This is a genomic window from Mycobacterium sp. D16Q16 (assembly GCF_002013745.1).
Lineage (GTDB): Bacteria > Actinomycetota > Actinomycetes > Mycobacteriales > Mycobacteriaceae > Mycobacterium.
The window spans coordinates 1-19,181 of the sequence record NZ_MAEY01000012.1 but is presented as its reverse complement, the minus strand read 5'-3'; the positions used below and the strand labels follow the sequence as shown (position 1 = coordinate 19,181).

At 65.1% G+C, this 19,181-nt stretch carries 16 protein-coding genes and 1 pseudogene; 9 read left to right on the top strand and 8 right to left on the bottom strand.

The annotated features are described in order from the left end of the window. The first annotated feature begins 5 nt into the window (after positions 1-5). Together B4394_RS12370 and B4394_RS12365 are read left to right on the top strand one after the other, a co-directional pair. A complete protein-coding gene (locus tag B4394_RS12370; protein ID WP_078315199.1) occupies positions 6-2,615 on the top strand; it encodes a LuxR C-terminal-related transcriptional regulator in 2,610 nt (869 codons plus the stop codon). Positions 2,616-2,647: 32 nt separating this feature from the next. After that, positions 2,648-2,920 (top strand): DUF2218 domain-containing protein, encoded by a 273-nt coding sequence (locus B4394_RS12365; protein ID WP_078307371.1) that lies wholly within the window; start codon positions 2,648-2,650, stop codon positions 2,918-2,920. Positions 2,921-3,573: 653 nt separating this feature from the next. Here B4394_RS12365 and B4394_RS12355 read toward each other — a convergent pair. Continuing rightward, complete coding sequence (locus B4394_RS12355) at positions 3,574-4,044, bottom strand: nucleotide triphosphate diphosphatase NUDT15 (RefSeq protein WP_078315197.1); 471 nt, start codon at positions 4,042-4,044, stop codon at positions 3,574-3,576. Between the two features lie 104 nt (positions 4,045-4,148). Continuing rightward, entirely contained in the window at positions 4,149-6,656 is a 2,508-nt protein-coding gene (locus B4394_RS12350; RefSeq protein ID WP_078315196.1) for an arylsulfatase, read from the bottom strand. Positions 6,657-7,003: 347 nt separating this feature from the next. Between B4394_RS12350 and B4394_RS12345 the strand changes: the two genes are divergently transcribed. Beyond that, positions 7,004-7,216, top strand: a complete 213-nt coding sequence (locus tag B4394_RS12345) for a CsbD family protein (RefSeq protein ID WP_078307379.1) — start codon at positions 7,004-7,006, stop codon at positions 7,214-7,216. A 31-nt stretch (positions 7,217-7,247) separates the two neighbouring features. Here B4394_RS12345 and B4394_RS12340 read toward each other — a convergent pair whose 3' ends face one another. The 3 genes from B4394_RS12340 to B4394_RS12330 all read right to left on the bottom strand — a co-directional run bounded on the left by B4394_RS12340 (position 7,248) and on the right by B4394_RS12330 (position 10,504). Beyond that, complete coding sequence (locus tag B4394_RS12340) at positions 7,248-8,051, bottom strand: transglutaminase-like domain-containing protein (protein ID WP_078315195.1); 804 nt, start codon at positions 8,049-8,051, stop codon at positions 7,248-7,250. A gap of 129 nt (positions 8,052-8,180) precedes the next feature. Then, complete coding sequence (locus B4394_RS12335) at positions 8,181-9,059, bottom strand: formylglycine-generating enzyme family protein (RefSeq protein WP_078307383.1); 879 nt, start codon at positions 9,057-9,059, stop codon at positions 8,181-8,183. A 17-nt stretch (positions 9,060-9,076) separates the two neighbouring features. Next, positions 9,077-10,504: a DoxX family protein gene (locus B4394_RS12330; RefSeq protein ID WP_078315194.1), complete on the bottom strand. Its 1,428-nt coding sequence runs from the start codon at positions 10,502-10,504 to the stop codon at positions 9,077-9,079. 77 nt (positions 10,505-10,581) lie between these two features. Here B4394_RS12330 and B4394_RS12325 point away from each other — a divergent pair, with 77 nt between their 5' ends. After that, complete coding sequence (locus B4394_RS12325; RefSeq protein ID WP_078299721.1) at positions 10,582-11,001, top strand: MmpS family transport accessory protein; 420 nt, start codon at positions 10,582-10,584, stop codon at positions 10,999-11,001. Here B4394_RS12325 and B4394_RS12320 read toward each other — a convergent pair. Continuing rightward, entirely contained in the window at positions 10,994-11,893 is a 900-nt protein-coding gene (locus tag B4394_RS12320; protein WP_078307387.1) for an alpha/beta fold hydrolase, read from the bottom strand. The genes B4394_RS12325 and B4394_RS12320 overlap by 8 nt on opposite strands. Positions 11,894-11,916: 23 nt before the next feature. On the opposite strand from B4394_RS12320, the gene B4394_RS12315 reads away from it, so the two are divergent. The 5 genes from B4394_RS12315 (at position 11,917) to B4394_RS12295 (ending at position 17,273) form a co-directional block, all read left to right on the top strand. After that, on the top strand, positions 11,917-12,624 hold the full coding sequence (locus B4394_RS12315; RefSeq protein ID WP_078307389.1) for a L,D-transpeptidase family protein: 708 nt from the start codon (positions 11,917-11,919) through the stop codon (positions 12,622-12,624). 43 nt (positions 12,625-12,667) lie between these two features. Beyond that, a complete protein-coding gene (locus B4394_RS12310) occupies positions 12,668-13,348 on the top strand; it encodes a L,D-transpeptidase family protein (protein ID WP_139360142.1) in 681 nt (226 codons plus the stop codon). Positions 13,349-13,399: 51 nt separating this feature from the next. Next, on the top strand, positions 13,400-13,969 hold the full coding sequence (gene dcd, locus B4394_RS12305; protein WP_078293146.1) for a dCTP deaminase: 570 nt from the start codon (positions 13,400-13,402) through the stop codon (positions 13,967-13,969). Between the two features lie 117 nt (positions 13,970-14,086). Further along, positions 14,087-15,832, top strand: coding sequence for a DUF7159 family protein (locus B4394_RS12300; protein ID WP_078307391.1), 1,746 nt, complete (start codon positions 14,087-14,089; stop codon positions 15,830-15,832). A gap of 97 nt (positions 15,833-15,929) precedes the next feature. Further along, on the top strand, positions 15,930-17,273 hold the full coding sequence (locus tag B4394_RS12295) for a UDP-glucose dehydrogenase family protein (RefSeq protein WP_078307393.1): 1,344 nt from the start codon (positions 15,930-15,932) through the stop codon (positions 17,271-17,273). A gap of 85 nt (positions 17,274-17,358) precedes the next feature. Here B4394_RS12295 and B4394_RS12290 read toward each other — a convergent pair whose 3' ends face one another. Both B4394_RS12290 and B4394_RS12285 read right to left on the bottom strand, forming a co-directional pair. After that, positions 17,359-18,669, bottom strand: a complete 1,311-nt coding sequence (locus B4394_RS12290) for a pyridoxal phosphate-dependent aminotransferase (protein WP_078307395.1) — start codon at positions 18,667-18,669, stop codon at positions 17,359-17,361. A 7-nt stretch (positions 18,670-18,676) separates the two neighbouring features. Beyond that, positions 18,677-19,181, bottom strand: a pseudogene (locus tag B4394_RS12285) (Fe-S oxidoreductase); the annotation flags it as partial.

Here is a 19,181-nt window from a genome sequence, read left to right as displayed (position 1 = left end):
AGTGGATGGCTGACCGCGTCGATCTGACCGCAGGCGGCAAGCCCACCGGTTCGACGGCGTGGAGCCCGGCACCGTGGTTCCTGGCTACACCGCCGTCGGCGAGCCCCGAGATGATCGCCCGCTCAGGCGTCCATAGTGCTCTTGACGTGCATGTTCAGCAGTCGCGGGCCGTCGTGGTGCTCGCGCCATCGGGTTTCGGCAAGACCGTCGCCGTGGGGCAATGGGCCGCAGCGCGCCGGCTGCGGCAGCCGGGCTCGATCGGATGGCTGACGGTGACAGAGCAGGCGGCAGACTTCCCCGAATTGGTTCGCGGCATCATGACCGCGCTGCGCCACGCGGTGGGTGACGGCGCCGACATCCAAGTCCGGCGGGCTCTGGCCACCGCCTTCGAGCTGCCGTCTCCGGGACTGGTGTTCACCGCCCTGTCCACGATCGACATGCCGGGCCCGGTCACCATCGTGCTCGACGATTTCCAGAAGGCCATTGCCGTCACGCAGTCCGCGGAGTTCGTCGAGTTCGTTGAGCACGGCCCGCCCTGGCTGCGACTGGTTCTGATCACCACGGAGGCGCCCGAGACACTGCTCACCCGGTTGCGGGTACATGGCCAGGTGGCAGTCATCGCGGCGGGCGAATTGGCTTTCACCGCTGCGGATGTGCTCACGGCCGCCGGCCAAGTACGCCAGAACCTCTCGGCCGGGGATGCCGAACAGATCGTGCGCGGCACCGGAGGCTGGCCCGCAGCCGTGCGGCTGGCCTTGTTGGACGGCCAAACACCCAGTGCCTTAGATGATTTCGATCTCACCGAGTACATCCGTGCCGCTGTTCTCGGGCGGCTGCGCCCGGAGCTGGCCGAGTTCGTGCTCGCGGTGACGGTATGTACGCGGGTGGACCAACGCCTGGCCGGTGTGCTCTCCGGGCGTGCCGATGCCGCCGGGCTTCTCGCCGAATGTGCGTCATCCAGCCTGTTCATCGAACGCTTCGGATCTGGTGAAGATGCTGTCTACCAATGGCATTCGATGTTCGCGCAGGGCTGCGGCGAAGTGCTGAGGCAATCGGATCCCGCGCGCTGGAGCGCCTTGAATCTGCTAGCCGCACGCGAATTGCGAGACCGCTACCCCTTGGATGCCGTCGAGCACGCCGTCCGCGGGGCGGACGCGCAGCTGGCCGCGGAGACCATCACCGATCACTGGCTCGAGCTGCTGCTGGAGGCCAGATCTGTGGCGCTGGAGGGCGCCTGCATCCAGGTGGCCGAGGCATTCGGGGAGAGTGCCGATGTGGCGATGGTGCGTTCCTGCTGCCGGGAGGTCGCGGGCGACCGCCTCGGCGCACTGCTGCATTTCGAACGCGCCCAGACCCTGGCACATGACAACGCCGAGTCTCGGCGTGTGCGCCTAGTCGCGGATCTGAGCCGCATCCTGATCTCCGATGACCACAGCACCATGGCGGGCGCCGTCGACGCTGTCACCGAAGCCCTCACCGATCGGGCGCTCGTGCCCGACCGGGTGTATGCGTGTGCACTGTTCCTGTTGGGCTGGGCTGAAACCCGGCTGCGGCGCGATGTCGGTCACTCGATGCGGCTGCTGGAATCGGCCGCTCAGGAAGGCCGCGCGCTGGGGCTCACAGCGGTCGCGGACAGGGCCACGGAGAGCCTGGCCTTCGCCCATGTCCATGCCGGGCAGTTCGGCCGCGCCCAGCGATCCCTGAGCATGGCAGACGTTCCGTGGCTCTCCCACGAGGGCGGCGGGATAGCCTCTTTCACTACGGGATTCATGAAGCTGTGGCAGGGCGAGCTGGCTGGGGCGCTCGAGGATTTCACGGTGGTGGATGCGGCGGTGGGAGAGGGCTATCCGGACATCGGCCGCATGATGTTGGTCTTCACTGCTGCGGCGCTGCGAAACCAGGGGTGCGACGCCGCCTTGCCGCAGCTGGAAGCGGTGGCCATGCGCATCGGTGAGGGAGACAACAGGGCCGTCCCGTTGGGCAGCTTCCGCACAGCCGCACTCGCGAGGATCGCAGAGATGCGCGGGCACGCCGGGGAGGCATTCGAGTTGGCGGCGAGGCTCGTGGGTGTGACACCGCTGCCCATGGCCTCTGCGATCGTCGCCGGTATATGTCGGCGACTCGGGAACCTCGAGTTGGCACAGGCTTTGGCCGATAACGCACGTGGCGAGTCGGTGGCTCCGTACACGCGCGCCTACGCCCTGCTGATCGGCGCACTGCTGGCGTGGGAGCGTGCCGACCACACCCAGGCCCACCGGCTCCTGGAGGATTCGCTGGCACTGGCCGCCCCCGAATCCGTGCGCTACCCGTTCCTGGACAACGCCGACCAGCCGTGCCGGGGGCTGTTGGGGGCGCACAGCTCCCAGACGGCCTATCCGGACTTTCTCGGCGAATGCCTGCTGGCGTGCGAGACGGGCGCATCGGAGAACCCCGCCGTGGCACTGACCTCGCGGGAACGAGAAGTGTTGGCGTACCTGCGCACTCCCATGACCACGGCGGAAATTGCCGCGAAGCTCTCGGTGTCGGTCAACACCCTCAAGACACATCAGCGTTCTATTTACCGGAAACTCCAGGCATCGAACCGCCGCGAGGCCATCGGTATTGCGCCGCACTGACACCCTCGCGCAGAACCTGGAAGAATCGGGAGATGGCCACTGTTCACGGCGTGATCGTCACCGACCGTCCCGAGCGCTACGCAAAACAACTCGCGCAGCACTGGGCGGCCAAGAGCGCGGTGACCGAGCTCGACGGCGGTGCGGTACAGATCGAGATGAGCCCCGACGCGGTCACCGTGCTGCGTCCACAGCCGGGAGAACTGCATGTCGAGGCAAGCTCCGCGGAGTTCGGTGACGTTGTGAAACGTCATCTGGAGCGGTTCGGCACCCGCGACGAGCTCACGCTGACCTGGGCGGTTGACTAGCGCCTGTCGCGACGTTTCCACAGTCGTCACAGCTGTGGTTGGTAGAGGCGCTCGCTGTGGGGGTTCTGATCCAGATACCGACCCAGATCGCCTAGCGTCTTGCGGACATGGCCTGTGTAGACGCGGTAAAGCACGCGTTCGTGCCCGTCAGTGAGATTCGTGCCTGACAACGCCCATCGCACCAGCGTGCCTCGCGGGTGGTCGGTAAGTTCGACGCGGTTCACCCAATCGGCCGTGGCCCCGTATTTGACCGTGGCGACAGTGCGGCACTCCCAGGTATGGGATGGCTGAAACCGGGTCAACTCACATCGGAAACGGCCCGTGAATCTGGTGCCGAGAATCGGCAGATACATCAGGTCAAACTGATTGCCGGGAATGCCGCGGTAACCCGGGACCCGGAACGCCCATGCATGCGCCCCCTCGCCTGCAGCGAACACCGACCAGACACGGCCGGCAGCATGCGGAAATATCCGCTCTGCGAACAACAGCGATCCCCCTCATCGTCAGATCACGCAGAGACGCATCCCCTATGAGGAACTACATAGCGCCTAACGCGTGCCCGACCCTGCGAGAGCGTAGCAAACCGGTCAGTCGATGGATATCGCTGTGTGATGCCCTCGCGCAGTTACTTTGTCAAAGCACAGCGAGAGTGTTTAGGGCCTTTTGTAGCGTTTAGCCGACGCCGCGGCCAACACCTCGCGTAGTTGTGCGTAGGTGGGCGAGGCCAGTAGATCAGTCCACACATCGAACAGGGGTGCGGGCAGACCCTCCTCCCATGTGCACCAACGCAGTTCAACGAATTTATCCGGCTCCACGGAGGCCGGTTCACCGGAATCCCAACGCGAAACCACCCAGACCGTAAGAGAACACAAGCCTTCCGGGTGGACAGTTGTGGTGGCGCCGACGGCTCGAGGATGGGTGATCCGCACGCCCGTTTCCTCCCAGACCTCGCGAATCGCTGCCGATTCCGGACTCTCGCCCCTCTCGATCCAGCCACCCGGCACAGACCACGTGCCTGCCCTATGGGCGCCATGGCGCCGACCCATCAGGAACCGGCCGTCCCGTAGTACGAAACAGCCCACGCCGGGGTGCGGCCGATCGCACATCTCACGGTTGTTCGTCATAAGAACAATATTGCGCTGAAACGACTTCAACGCCGCTGGACTCGGACGGACCAGCTTCCCGATGGCCAGCCCGAGCCCAGCGGCATCTCACCCCACACGCGAGCTCAGTCCCGCGCGAATGCTGCGCGTGCCTCTTGCTCCAGATCGACGAAGGTCTCCTCGCTGACGTCGACCGCGACACCCTTGATGGTGCCCCCGGTGAACGTCCCGGGGTGCTTGTAGAGCTGCGACACGTTGTCGCCGCTGTCGTAACCGATGCACAACCCGTCGCCGGAAAGGGTGAAGTTACCCAGCTGCGTCCGCATCGGGCCGTTCGTCACCGCCTTCCCGTCAACGTATAGCGTTGTTGTTCCCAAGGATTCGCCGTACTTACCCTTGTCATGGCGGACGAACTCCATACCGAGTGTGCGTTTACCGGGAGTCAGCGGCGGTGAGATGAACACCTGCTCCGGCTTGATGCCGAGGAAGTTGTAGACGTAATGCAGCCTGTCGTCTTTGATGAACAGGGAGTGCCCGCCGAAGCGTGAGCCGTGGGCGAAGATCACGCCCTGGGAATCCTTGGTGATTTCGACATCGGCGATGATCTTGTAGGACCGGCCCCGGATACTGACCGCCACGGCCTCGGGAACGGGTGCCGTATCGGGGTAATAGATGTAGCGGTTGCGCTTCGGCTCGGTCGTGGGCCGCTCGATCGTCAGCAGCTCGGTGGCCGACCGGTCGTCGAGGGGCAGCACGAAGTTCTTGTCGGCCTCCTCGGCCCACGCGGCGATCAGCCCCTTGAGCTTGTCGGGGTACTTGTCGGCCAGATTCGTTGACTCGGAACGGTCTTCATCGACGTGGTACAGCTCCCACTTGTCCTGGTCGAAATGACCCTTGCCGCTGATCGGTGCGTGTAGGGCAGCCGCCTTCCAACCGTCCTCCCATATTCCGCGGGTGCCCAGCATCGCGTAGTACTGCCGCTTCTTGGTGGTGGGTGCGTCTGCCTTCTCGAAGCTGTACCGCATCGACACCCCGTTCACCGGGTACTGCGTGACGCCGCGGTAGGTCTCGGGCATCTTCAGACCCGTGACGTCGAGGATGGTGGGAACGATGTCGGTGACGTGGTGATACTGATGGCGCACTTGGCCCTTGTCCTTGATGCCCTTGGGCCAGTGGATCACCAGGGGATCGCAGGTGCCGCCCGAGAACTGTGAGTAGCGCTTGAACATCTGGAACGGCGTGGAGAAGGCCACCGCCCATCCGGTGGGGTAGTGGTTATAGGTATCGGGACTACCGAGCTTGTCCAGATACTGCATGTTCTCCGATAGCTCGTCGGGATAGCCGTTGAAGAACTTGTTCTCGTTCACCGAGCCGTTGGGGGAACCCTCGCCCGAGGCGCCGTTGTCCGCGCAGTAGAACACGATGGTGTTATCCAACTGGCCGCTCTGCTCGAGGTAATCGATAACTCTTCCGACCTGGGCATCGGTGTACTCGGAGAACCCGGCATACACCTCGGCCATCCGGGAGAACAGGCGCTTCTCATCGGCATTCAGGGTGTTCCACGGCCGCACTGAGTCCGCTTCGTTGGCGACGTCTGCGGGCATGGGGTTTAGCGGGGTGAGTTTGGTGTCCTTCGGAATGACGCCCTTTTCCACCATGCGGGCCAGCACCCAGTCGCGATACGCCTCGTAGCCGTCGTCGAACTTGCCCTTGTACTTCTCGGTGTACTCGGCGGGGCTGTGATGCGGTGCGTGGTTGGCGCCGGGGCAGTACCACAGGTACCAGGGCTTGGACGGGTTGGTGGCGCGCTGGTCACGCAGCATCCGAAGCGCTTGGTCAGCAAGGTCTTTCGACAGGTGATAGCCGTCCTCAGGAGTGGACGGCGGCTCGATGAACCGATTGTCCTCGACCAAGTCGGGATACCAGTTGTTAGTCTCCCCACCCAGGAACCCGTAGTAGCGGTCGAAGCCCTTCTGCAGGGGCCACTCGGACCGGCTGCCGCCCCCGGCGATGTCTTCGACGGGCACATTGTGGTTCTTGCCCACCCAGAACGTGCTGTACCCGTTGTCCTGCAGCACCTGCCCGATGGTGGCGCACTCGGCCGGCAGTCGACCCGCAGCACCGGGAAATCCGTTGGAGGCCTCGGTAATCGACGCCGAGCGGTTCACATGATGATTGCGTCCGGTCAACAGACAGGACCGCGTCGGCGAGCACAGTGCGGTGGTGTGCCACTGCGAGTACCGCAGCCCGTTGTCGGCGAGGCGCTGCATGACCGGCATGTTGATGCGTCCGCCGAACGGCGACCATGCGGCCAGTCCGGTGTCGTCGTAGAGCACCACCAAGACGTTGGGCGCCCCCTCCGGCGCACGCTTCAACTCGTAAGGAGTCCAGTCGGGCGTGGAATCGCGCACATCGAGGGCGATTTTCCCGTGGAAGTCCTCGTTGGTGGGCCCTGTTCCCGGCGTACCAGCACCTGTCGCGCGATCGGTGCCGTCGAATCCCTTGATCGCGGCGGTCGCGGCGGCGGCGCCGACACCTGCGGCCGCGATACCGCCCAGAATCGAACGCCGCGAGACACGTCCGCCCTTGCCGTTATCGGCGGGTTTGGCGGTGTCCCCGTTGGTGGGTTCCATGGATAGTCCTCTCGGAGCGAAGAATCTGGGTCAGCAGTGGCGTCACCGCGCCGCTATTCGTCAACGTGATTCATTGTGTCTCGCCAAGATCCGGAAGCGGAAGGTGATCGCGAAGAATGGCGTGAAAATGTGAATAGACATGCTTACACCGAGGCTAGTGAGCAGGGCAGGGGCGAGCATCACCCTTTTCGGGTGATTCTTCAGAAAGCCCGTGAACTGAACTCGCCGCACTGGGGAGATTTCGTGCGTAGTGTCGGAAGTGGCGTTGACGATAACTGCCGGGAATCGATGTGATGAACCTTCGGCTCGCGCCTGTCTCGAGTGGAATACAGAAAGGTTTGAAACACATGGGAATTGCTGACGACGCAAAGAACACGGCCGAGGATCTCAAGGGCCGCGCCAAGGAAGCCGTTGGAGCTGCCACGGGCGACGAGGATCTGAAGGCCGAAGGTCAGGTCGATCAGGGAATCGCCTCGGTCAAGCAGAAGCTGACCGACGCCGCGGACAAGCTCAAGGAAGGCGTGGACGCGGTCAAGGACAAATTGACCGGGAACTCCTAGCCCTCTGTCTCAGCTGGTCTCTCTTCGGGTGTCATCGCAGGGAGACCAGCTGATCGACGTGATCCTCGGGTAGGTCACCGTCGACCACGGCGGTGACGAACGATTGGTTCAATACGATCTGCCCACCGTGGTTGTCGAGGAACGCCGTGTCTGCGGCGTCGCGACCGGTGGTGATGCGAACCATCGTTTGTCGCGGTGCCAGACAGGTCGCGTCCACCACCTGCCAACGGTTGTCGACGACTGCCTCGGCAACAGCGTGAAAGTCCATGGGGTCGCAACCCGGCGCATATACCGCGACGAGCCGGGCCGGTACCTTGACGGCTCGAAGCAGCGCCACCACGAGGTGTGCGTAGTCGCGGCAGACCCCTGCCGCCGCCAGGAGGGTGTCGACGGCGCCGTCGATGGGATCGCTCGATCCCGGTGAATACGTCAACCGGGACCCGACCCAGGATGAGACCTTCTCCAGCAGCACCGTGGGGTCGGTGTGATCACCGAATTCGGTTGCCGCGAAACCGTAGAACTTGTCGGCCTCGGCGTAGCGGCTCGGCCGCAAGTACGTCGACAGGTCCGCGGCCTCGACGGGCACTTCGTCGGCCTGTCCGAGAATGGTTGCCGTGTAAGAGACTTTGAGGTTTCCCTGCCCGACATCGAGCCGGTGAATACGGTTGCCGTGCTCGCCCGCGACCTCCTGGGCCTCCACCCGCTGTCCGTTCAGCTCCAGCGACAAGCTCTCCGTCACCTGGGCGCCGGGTAGCGGCGACACAGCGATCTGGAACTCCAATGTTGATGGCGCCAAGATGTCGACGTCGAGTTGGGCTCCAACATCACGTTTCATACAGTTCCTCCCACAAGTCAATACGATGATGTGCGTTGCCGTCAGACCGGATCAGTCTGACATCGGAACCATCGGCCCGCTTGCTGCTAGTGGCGCCCTGCGGTGGTGGGTGCCAGTACAGGGTATGTGTTACGCCCGGCTCTCCACGCAGCGGAATCCAATATGGGTCGTCGCACTGTCCTGAGACTGTGGCGAGCGCGCCGCGGGACGATAGCGGTGGCAGTACTCGGGCGCGCACAAATGCGAGCCACCCTTGAGTGCCTGGATCACCGACGGGTCGGGGTTATCGGAAGGGCTGCAGCACGACGTGGGGGCATCTGGGCCGGGTTCGAATCGCGTCGAGGTCCATTCCCAGACATTGCCGATCATGTCGAGAAGGCCGAACTGGTTCGGTGGGAACGTGCCGACGGGGGAGGTACCGCGCCAGCCCAGTGCGCCGTCGTTGCGATACGGGAACCTGCCTTGCCAGGTATTGGCCATCAGTTGCCCTCCGGGGGACACCTCGTCGCCCCACGCGTAAGTCGTATCGCCGCCACCGCGCGCGGCGTACTCCCATTCGGTCTCGGTGGGCAGCCGCCTGCCCGCCCAGCGGGCGTAGGCCGCCGCATCGGTGTACGCCACCTGGACGACGGGATAGTTTGCGGCGCTGTCGATATCGCTGCCCGGCCCGGTTGGCTGCCGCCAGTAGGCGCCCGGAACCCAGTCCCACCACTGCTGCCAGTCGTGCAAATTCACCGGGCCGCTGGTTGCCCTGAACACCATCGCCCCGGGGACCAGATCGTCGGGTGAGGCGCCTGGGTAGAGGGCCGGATCGGGGGCACGTTCGGCGACAGTCACGTGGCCGGTCTGGGCGACAAACTCCGCGAACTGAGCGTTGGTGACAAGGTGCCGTTCGATAGCGAAGGCACCGACCGACGCGCTGCGTGCGGGCCGTTCCTCGGGGTAGAAATTGTTGCAGCCCATGGAAAATGGCCCACCCGGTAGCTCCACTAGCTCGGTCAGTGCCATCCACCCGTTCTATCAGATCACCGGTTGTAGGGCTCCTCCTGCACCCAGTTGAAACCGCGCTCGACAAGCGGGAACGACGCGGGGTCCATCCTGGTGACGCGCAGATGGACTGTGTGACCCGCGTAATCGTCACCGTCGACAATCATCTGATTCGGTTGTCCGGGCCACCAGTAGGTGAGCCTGATCCGCACCGGGGTCTCCCGGTATGTGCCCAGCTCGATCCGGTGACTGAGATCGATGAAGTGCTTGCGCGCATCGATGGTGCCGCCGAAGACCTCGAACGAATCGTCCATGCGTTGTACCGTCACCATCACCGGCGCGGATACATGAAAAGGTCTGTCGAATATGACTCTGCGCCAACGGATTTTGTCGGTAATCAACGGATTGCGCGGATACCCCTCGGACGAGAACGTCTCCACCTGCCAGATGCCATACAGGTTGGGCGTGGGTCTGGTGAACTGCTGCCACCCTTGTCCGCCGAAAGCCGCCAACAGCGCAAGGCCCACCACCAGCTGGGCCGCCAGCGCGATCCGGTTGGCTCGGGGGCGCGCGAACAACTGCGGCATGGTCGCCGCTGGAACCGCACGGTCGGTGAAGAACGCCGTCAACAGCCGTTGTGCATAGGGAGCCAGCAGGAACAGGCTCAACAGCAGCAGCTGCGAGGACACCGTCTTGAGGCGGATGTCGTAGGTCATGTTGAGCAGGAAGACCTGCGTCAGGTCGGCCACACACACCAGCGCCCCGGCCGCGGTGGTGCGGGGCAGCAGCAGGAGCAAGCCACCGAACACCTCGGCCAGACCGAGCAGGATCTGATACGGCTGCGAGATACCCACCTGTGCCCACAGCACGCCGGCCGGACTGAAGTTTCCATACGGCTCCACGAGCCGGTTGAGTACGAAGGGCATCTGCGTCGGGATCACCTTCGCCATCCCGAAATAGAACATCGCGGTGGCGAGTACCAGCCGCAGGATTGTCCATATCCAGGCCTGCAGGCGGTCGTAGCGTTGGCGTCCCCGATCGAGCACAGTCCAGGTCGCTGTCGCGACGGCGGCCAGGAAGGCGATGCAGAACAGCGCCGTCCATTGGAACGCGCTATCGCTACCCACCTGGGTGCTCTGCACGCTCAGGCCCAGGAGATGTTCGCCGATCCATGCGATCGGTGCCCTCGCGGCGTGGAACAGACCGCGAATCACCGACCACGGGCCGTCGATCCCGATGCCCTTCAGGATGACCGGGAAGAGACCGATCGCCACGACCAGCCCGAACGTGCCGAAGTAGCAGGTCCCGAGGCGAAAGGCGACCAGCGTCGCGGTACCCCACACCGGCGCTTCGTCGTCGTCGCGGACCGGGTCATCCAGGTCGGTGCCCCCCGTATTGCTCATTACCCCATCGTCCGGACCGATCGGCGTTTGCTCAAGTAGACGGGCGGAAGTGCTCTCGATCACGGCCTCAGCAGACGCCCAGAAAATCCCTGTAGCCTGCCTAACGATCTGTAAACCTAACTGACATCTCGAGGTGTTCCATGACCGTCCGTCAATTACTTGCCGCGTCTGCCGTGGCCTCAGCCGCTGCGCTCAGCTTCCCCGCGGCGGCACACGCGGATGACAAGACGGTGACCTACGAGGTCATCTCGTCCACCGCCACCACGGCCAACGTCCAGTACTGGGACGGCACCGAGATGCAGCCCGCCGACGGCGTGACCCTGCCCTGGAAGGTCGACGCGACCGTCGGCGATCTGTCCCGTGGCGCCAAGATTCCCAACCATGCGGAGGTCAAGGCCGACTGGCGTTCCACCGCGACCCCGGACGCCGCCGTGACGGTGCGCATCTATCTGAACGACAAGGTGGTCTGCCAGAGCACGACCGGCACCGGAGAGGCCGACTGTAACTACGCGACCTTCTCGTCGTTCATGGACATGGCCCCGCCGGCGCCGCCTAAGTAGTCACCCGATCGATGTGCGCGAGGAAGTGCGTGAGCACCGCCTCGGGCGCCTCGATCTGTGGCCAATGGCCAATGTTGTCGTCGAGTAGCACGACGTCGGGGTCGTGAATGACCTCGAGATAGCGCTCGGCCATGTGCAATCCGGAGTTCGGGTCGATCGGTCCGTCGATCATCCGCATCGGCACGGCGGTCTCACGCATGGCGCGTACCCAACGGCTCCGGTTCTCATACCGGTCGTTGATGAAGCGGCCCACCTGATGGGTGACGCGCGCGCCGTCGTTGTACTCCAACACCTGCTGGAAAAGCGACAGCAGCCGTGCCGAGGGCTTGGTGTCGGGGCCGAACATCTCGCTCACGGCGGCATCCAGGATCCGGCGCGACACCGGCGTGCCCTGGAATCTGCTGACCAAGTCGCCCAACGGTGTTCGTGACATCAAGGTCTGGGCGATCCGGGGACGGTAGGCCTCGATGAACAGCCCGCCGTTGAGCCACGTCACCGAGTCGATGGGTACCCGGCCGCGCGATTGTTCCTCGAATTCGAAGCGCGCCAACAACTCCTGGCCGACGGAGTTGCCCAGATCGTGGGTGAGCAGGTGCACCCGTTCGATGCCCAGATAGGACAGCAGCGCCTCATGCATATCGGCGTGATCGAGAACCGAGTATCCGTACTGGACGGGCTTGTCGGAAAAGCCCATGCCGATCATGTCCGGCGCGATGACGGTGAACCGCTGCACCAACTCGGGCCAGAGGAGGGTCCAATCCCATGAATTGAACGGATAGCCGTGGATGAGTAGCAGGGGAGGCCCGCTGCCCTCGATGCGGTAGAAGATGTCGAAACCCAGGTAATCGAAGTAGTGCCCGGCGGCTTTCCATTCTTCGAGCTCGGCGTCCATGGCCGAACTATACCGATCGGTCTGTGGCGCAACCGTGTCCCAACCTTGAAGGATTCGAGAACAACATCGGCGAAGATGGTCTCGTGTTCCGTCCTGTGACGCTGCTGTGTGCGGCCCTCCTGGCCCTGGCTACCTCAACATCTGCTGCCGCGGAACCCTTCGTGCCCTGGTTCGCCCAGTCCGTCGGCAACGCGACGCAGGTGGTCGCGGTCAACGGCGCGGGCGGCTCCAAGGCCAAGATCGACGTGTTCCAGCGCAGCGGCAACGAATGGAAGGCCGTGTCCACGGGTATCCCCGCGCATGTGGGCTCGGCCGGATTCATCGACAAGGCACGCGAAGGGGCGTCGGCCACCCCCAACGGCGTCTACTCGCTGGACTGGGCCTTTGGTACTGCGCCGCCGCCCCCGAGCGGTCTGCGGTACGTCCAGGTCGGACCGAACGACTGGTGGGACGGGGATAGCAACAGCCCCACCTACAACACGCATCAGCAGTGCGCCAAGGCCGAGTGCCCGTTCAACACTTCGCAGAGCGAGAACCTGCCGATCCCGCAGTACAAGCACGCCATCGTCATGGGTGTGAACAAGGACAGAGTGCCCGGTGGCGGCTCGGCCTTCTTCGTCCACACCACCGACGGTGGGCCGACCGCGGGCTGCGTATCCCTGGACGACGGGATGCTCGTGCAATTGATCGGCTGGCTGCGGCCGGGTGCGGTCATTGCCGTTAAAGGTTAGTTACTGACAGGCGTTTTCCAGGTTGAGCCAGCACCATGGATGAGTGTCCCCGATCCGTCTGCTGCCGCTGAGCCTTGTGCTTCTGGCGGGTGCGTGCGGCACCGGTCCTGGGGTGCGCCCGGTCGCGGTCGTTCCGGCCGCGGCGGCGCAGGCCACGCAGCCGCCGTGGTTTGCCGAATCTGTCGGTACCGCAACACAAGTGGTATCGGTCCAGGGAACCGGCGGTACCAAGGCCGTCATCGGTATCTGGCAGCGAGCGGGTAATACCTGGGAGCCTGTCGAACAGAACCTTCCCTCCGATGTCGGCGCGGCCGGGTTCGCGGACACCGCCAGCGACGACAATCCAGCGACCCCCACGGGCGTCTTCAGCCTGGACTACGCCTTTGGCACCGAACCGTCGGTGGCGCACGGCCTGGATTATCTGCAGGTGGACGCCGACGATTGGTGGAACGGCGATCCCGCCAGCCCGGGTTACAACACGCACCAGCGTTGCGCTCAATCCGCGTGTGCTTTTGACACGTCGCTGAGTGAAGAGCTCGACGGCTACCCGCGCGCGATCGTCATGGGCGTCAACGCATCGCATACCCCCGGCGCCGGATCGGCGTTCTTCGTGCACGCCTCCGACGGCGGCCCCTCGGCCGGATGCGTGACGCTGGACGATGCCGCGCTGGTTCGACTTATCGGCTGGCTGCGGCCGGGAGCCGTCATCGCCATCAAGGGGTAGGTGCGCCGCCCGAACCTCTTCATGCGGGCGGCCCATCGGTAGGCTGCTCGCGTGCTGCTGTCCGATCGCGATATTCGCGCCGAGCTTGACGCTGGGCGCCTTGGCATCGAGCCCCTTGATCCCGCCCTCATCCAGCCGTCGAGCATCGACGTTCGGCTCGACAGCCTGTTCCGGGTGTTCAACAACACCCGCTACACGCATATCGACCCCAAAGAACGCCAGGATGAGCTGACCAGTCTGGTTGAGCCGGACGAGGGTGAGCCGTTTGTACTGCATCCGGGTGAATTCGTGCTCGGGTCCACGCTGGAGATCTGCTCGCTGCCCGACGACCTTGCCGGACGGCTGGAAGGAAAGTCCTCGCTGGGGCGGCTCGGGCTGTTGACTCACTCCACCGCCGGATTCATCGACCCCGGATTTTCCGGACACATCACCTTGGAGCTTTCGAACGTCGCCAACCTGCCGATCACGCTGTGGCCGGGCATGAAGATCGGGCAGCTTTGCCTGCTGCGCCTGACGTCTCCGGCCGAGCACCCGTATGGAAGTGCCGGGGTAGGGTCGAAGTACCAGGGGCAGCGCGGTCCGACCCCGTCGCGCTCCTACCAGAACTTCATCGACCCCTAACCGGGGGTAACGGGGAAACGCGCCGTACCGATACACAATCGGCAACAACTCGAACTTTTTGACGGCCTTGGCGCGTTTGTTCGGGTGCCCCTGTCGATATGTAGCGGAGGATCTGACGTGGACGTCGTACTTGGTGTCGCTATGACACCGACGACTGCCCGGCTGGTACTGGTCGAGGGCGCGGGTGCGGACGGCAGGATCGTCGACACCGACACCATCATCGTTTCCGACGGCGAAGGCTCCGCCTCCGAACAGGTGCTTTCCGCCATCGTGGGCACCCGTGACGGCATGCTCGACGGCGGCCATCACCTGGTGTCCACCGGCGTGGTGTGGAGCGATCACGCCCAAGCCGCCGAGCTACGCGATTCGCTGGCCAGCCGCGGGATCGACGGTGTCGGATTCTTCTCCGCGCTGCATGCAGGCGGGGCGCTGGCCAAGGCGGCCAGCAATGTGACCGGGTACGACAAATCGGCACTGCTGGTCATCGAGCCGGAGAACGCGACGCTCGCGGTGGTGGACTCCGCCGACGGCTCCATCGTCGGTCTGGCCAGCGAGCCGCTCATCACCGGAGTTACCCCCGGGGTGCTGGCAAGCCTGGTGAATCCACTCAAGGGTCACGAGAACGCACCCGACGGAGTGTTCTTGCTGGGCCTGGGCACTGATGTCTCCGATCTCACCGATCCGCTGGGCGAGGCGATCTCGCTGCCGGTGAATTCTCCGGACCAGCCCGAGCTGGCGCTTGCCCGTGGTGCCGCGCTGGCGTCGGCGCAGGAACCGGATTTCGAGGCCAACACCGCGCTGCTGGGGCAGGCTTACTCGCTCGAAGGGCCCACCGGAACAGGCTTCGTGCACCCCGACGCCGTGACCGAGAGCGCCAGCGAGCCGGGGGAAGCGCAGACCGACCTGCGCGAGTACGAGGACTTCGATGACCAACCCGCCGAACGCAAACCGTTCCTCCTGGTGGGTGCGCCATTGCTGCTGGTCTTCGGCATTTGTTCGATAGCGCTTGCCGTCTCGCTGACAGTGACGGTGCGCTCCACGGTGGACCAGGGGCCGTCCTCGCCGGACCGCGCCGTCGTGCAGAACCCGGTGCAAAACGCGTTGCCGCCGGAGGCCCCCCAACAACCACCACCGGCACCGGTGGTGGAGGCACCCGCGCCCGCCGCACCCGCTCCCGTACAGCAGGTGGTGGTGGCTCCGGCGCCGCAGCGCAACCCCGCGCCGGCGGCCCCCAAGCCCGCGGCTCCCGCACCTGTTCAGCCGGCGCCGCAGGCACCGGCGCCCGTACCGGAGGCACCTCCGGCACCCGCCGCACCTGCTCCGGAGGAGCCCGCGCCCGCCGCGCCGCCGCCCGCCATCGTGCCGGTGCCGATTCCGTTGTTCCCGCCGGTGTGGGAGCAGCCGCGGCGCCAGGAGAATCCGTGGTGGCCGGACCGCAACCGCCCGACGTACACGCCCCCTGCCCAGACTCAGCAGCCGCCGATTATCTCGATTCCCGGCCTGCCGCCGATCGGGGGCGGCAACCCCGATAGCGGTTCCCACAGCGGATCGCGTGGTGGTTCGGGTCGCGGTGGTTGGGGCGACGACGGAAATTCGCGTGGTGGCTCGGACAGCGGTCGCGGCGGCTGGGGTGACAGCGGCTCGCGCGGCGGTTCGGACAGCGGCTCACGTGGTGGTGGCTCCGATAGTGGGTCCTCACGCGGCGGCTGGGGCGATAACGGCGGGTCCCGCGGTGGCTGGGGCGACGGCGGCAGTTCGCGCGGTGGCTGGGGCGACAGCGGCGGCTCTCACGGCGGCGGATCGGGCAGCGGGTCCGGCGGCGGCTCGAACTCGGGGTTCCCCTGGCCGTTTGGCGGGCATTAATCCCTGATTCACAATGCTTTTCGCCGTACACCCGGCGTTAGGACACCGATGGTGCGGCGTATCCAGGTTGCTAACCCTGGAGGCCTATATAGGCAGTATGCGATGCACCGTTTTCGGAACCGGATACCTCGGAGCTACCCATGCCGCCTGCATGGCCGAGCTTGGTCATGAGGTGCTCGGCGTCGACATTGACCCAGGCAAGGTCGCCAAGCTCTCCGGCGGCGACATCCCGTTTTACGAGCCCGGGCTGCGAAAGATACTGCAGAGCAACATCGCAGCCGGGCGGCTGCGCTTCACCACGAGCTATGCCGAGGCCGCCGAATTCGCCGATGTGCACTTTCTGGGTGTCGGTACGCCGCAGAAGAAGGGTGAATACGGAGCGGACCTGTGCTACGTCCACGCCGTGATCGATACCTTGGTGCCGCTGCTCTCACGGACGGCGGTGATCATCGGCAAGTCGACCGTCCCCGTGGGTACCGCACGCGAACTGGGCCAGCGGGCAGCAGGATTCGCGGCCGAGGGCGTTGATGTCGAGGTGGCCTGGAACCCCGAGTTCCTGCGCGAAGGCTTCGCCGTCAAGGACACCCTGCACCCGGACCGCATCGTGCTGGGTGTGCAGCAGGATTCTGACCGCGCCGAGAAGCTCGTTCGCGAACTGTACGGGCCGATCCTCGACGAGGAAGTTCCCTTCCTGGTCACCGATCTGGAAACCGCTGAATTGGTGAAGGTTTCGGCCAACGCCTTCCTGGCGACCAAGATTTCCTTCATCAACGCCATCTCGGAGGTGTGCGAGGCGGTGGGCGCCGATGTGACCACCCTGGCGGACGCGCTCGGATACGACCCGCGCATTGGCCGACGATTCCTCAACGCGGGCCTGGGTTTCGGCGGCGGATGCCTGCCCAAGGACATCCGGGCCTTCATGGCCCGCGCGGGCGAGCTGGGCGCCAGCCATGCCCTGACTTTTCTGCGCGAGGTCGACAGCATCAACATGCGCCGCCGCACCCGGATGGTGGAGCTCGCCACCAAGGCCTGCGGTGGATCGCTACTCGGTGCCAACATCGCGGTGCTGGGTGCGGCCTTTAAGCCGGAGTCGGACGATGTGCGCGACTCGCCCGCACTCAACGTCGCCGGTCTGCTGCAGCTCAATGGCGCGGCAGTCAACGTGTACGACCCGAAGGCCCTGGACAATTCACGCCGGCTGTTCCCGACGCTGAACTACGCCACCTCGGTGCTGGAGGCCGCCGACCGTGCCGATGCCGTGCTGCTGCTCACCGAATGGCAGGAGTTCGTCGACTTCGACCCCGATGAGCTCGCCAAGGTTGTGCGCACCAAAGTCATTGTGGACGGCCGCAATTGCCTGGACGCCGCCAAGTGGGTCAACGCCGGATGGCGTGTGTTCTGCCTGGGTAAGCGTGTGGAAGAGCTGCCGCACGCCTCCTGACCCCAGATGCCGCGCCGACACGCCGCGTTCTGCGCGTCGCACTCGCGAAACGCGTCGAAAACCGGAGTGTCGGCGGAGGGCGCGGTTACTGGCGGTAGCTCGCCAGGAAGTTGCCCAGTCGCTCGATGGCGACCGCCAGGTCGCGGGCCCATGGCAACGTGACGATCCGAAGATGATCAGGCTCAGGCCAATTGAAGCCCGTGCCCTGTGTCAGCAGGATCTTCTCGTTGAGGAGCAGGTCCAGGACGAGCTGGTCATCATCGTGGATCTCGTGCACCTCGGGGTCCAGCCGCGGGAACGCGTAGAGCGCGCCCTTCGGCTTCACGCAGGAGACGCCGGGAATCTCGTTGAGCTTGGTCCAGGCCACATCGCGTTGCTCCAGCAGGCGACCGCCCGGCAGCACCAGGTCATCGATGCTCTGATGCCCGCCGAGCGCAACCTGAATCGCGTGTTGGGCAGGCACATTCGGGCATAGACGCATGTTGGCCAGGAGATTGACGCCCTCCAGCAGGCTGGCGGCGTGATCCTTGGGTCCGGTGATGGCCAGCCAGGCCGATCGGTAGCCCGCCACCCGGTACGCCTTGGACAGACCGTTGAAGGTGAAGCACAGCAGATCCGGGGCCAGCGATGCGACGCTGATGTGCTCGGCGTCGTCATAGAGGATCTTGTCGTAGATCTCGTCGGCCAGGAGCAGCAGCTGATGCTTGCGTGCCAGCGCCACCATCTTGGTGAGAATTTCGCGGGTGTACACGGCGCCGGTGGGGTTGTTCGGGTTGATGATGACCAGGGCCTTGGTGCGCTCGGTGATCTTGGATTCCAGATCCTCGATATCCGGCATCCAGCCGTTGGTCTCATCGCACAGGTAATGCACCGCGGTGCCGCCGGCCAACGAGGTTGCGGCAGTCCACAGCGGGTAGTCGGGGGCCGGGATGAGCACCTGGTCGCCGTTGTCGAGCAGCGCCTGGGTGGTCATGGTGATGAGCTCGGATACCCCGTTGCCCAGATAGACGTCGTCCACGTCCAGGTACGGGAATCCCTCGACCAGTTCATAGCGGGTCACCACCGCGCGCCGCGCGGGCAGGATGCCCTTGGAATCGGAGTACCCCTGCGCGTAGGGGAGCGCCTGGATGATGTCGCGCATGATGACATCGGGCGCCTCGAAGCCGAACGGCGCGGGGTTGCCGATGTTGAGCTTGAGGATGCGGTGCCCCTCGGCTTCCAGCCGGGCGGCGTGAGCGTGTACCGGACCCCTGATTTCGTACAGGACGTCTTGCAGCTTGGTGGACTGGGCAAAGACCCGTTGATGCTGCCGCGGCGAAAGACCGGGCACGCGCGGGGGCACGTCAGTCGGCAAGTTATCGGTACTCACGGTCTCAATGGTGGCATTGCTGTCCAGCCAATATCTAATTTCGGCGGCCGGGACGGCGTGCTCCCGGAGCCATACCCAGGCCCTTCACCGGTGGCTCCGGCGTCGTGTTGGCCTCGGGCGCCTCGTCCTCCGGGGCCGCAGCGGCCGGTTCCGGGGCGGACGCGGGCTGTTCGGGTTCCGGAGCCGGGGTAGCGGCCGCAGGAGCCGCCTTTTTGGCTCCGGGACGTCGCGCACCGGTGGCAATGCCGAGGCCCTTCACCGCGGGCTCTGGAGTGGCGGGAGCCGCCGCTGCCGCGGGTGCCGCTGCCGCCGGCTCGGACGTCGGCACGGCAGTCGGTGCCGCAGGAGCAGCCGCGGGGGCCGCTTTCTTGGCGCCCGGACGCTTAGCGCCGGTGGCCATGCCCAGTCCCTTGACGGGCGGTACGGGGGTGGCAGCTGCGGCCGGTGCCTCCGCTGGCTCCGATGGGGCGGAAGCAGCCTCGGCAGCAGGGGCCGGGGTGGCTTTCTTGGCACCTGGGCGCTTGGCGCCGCCCGCCATA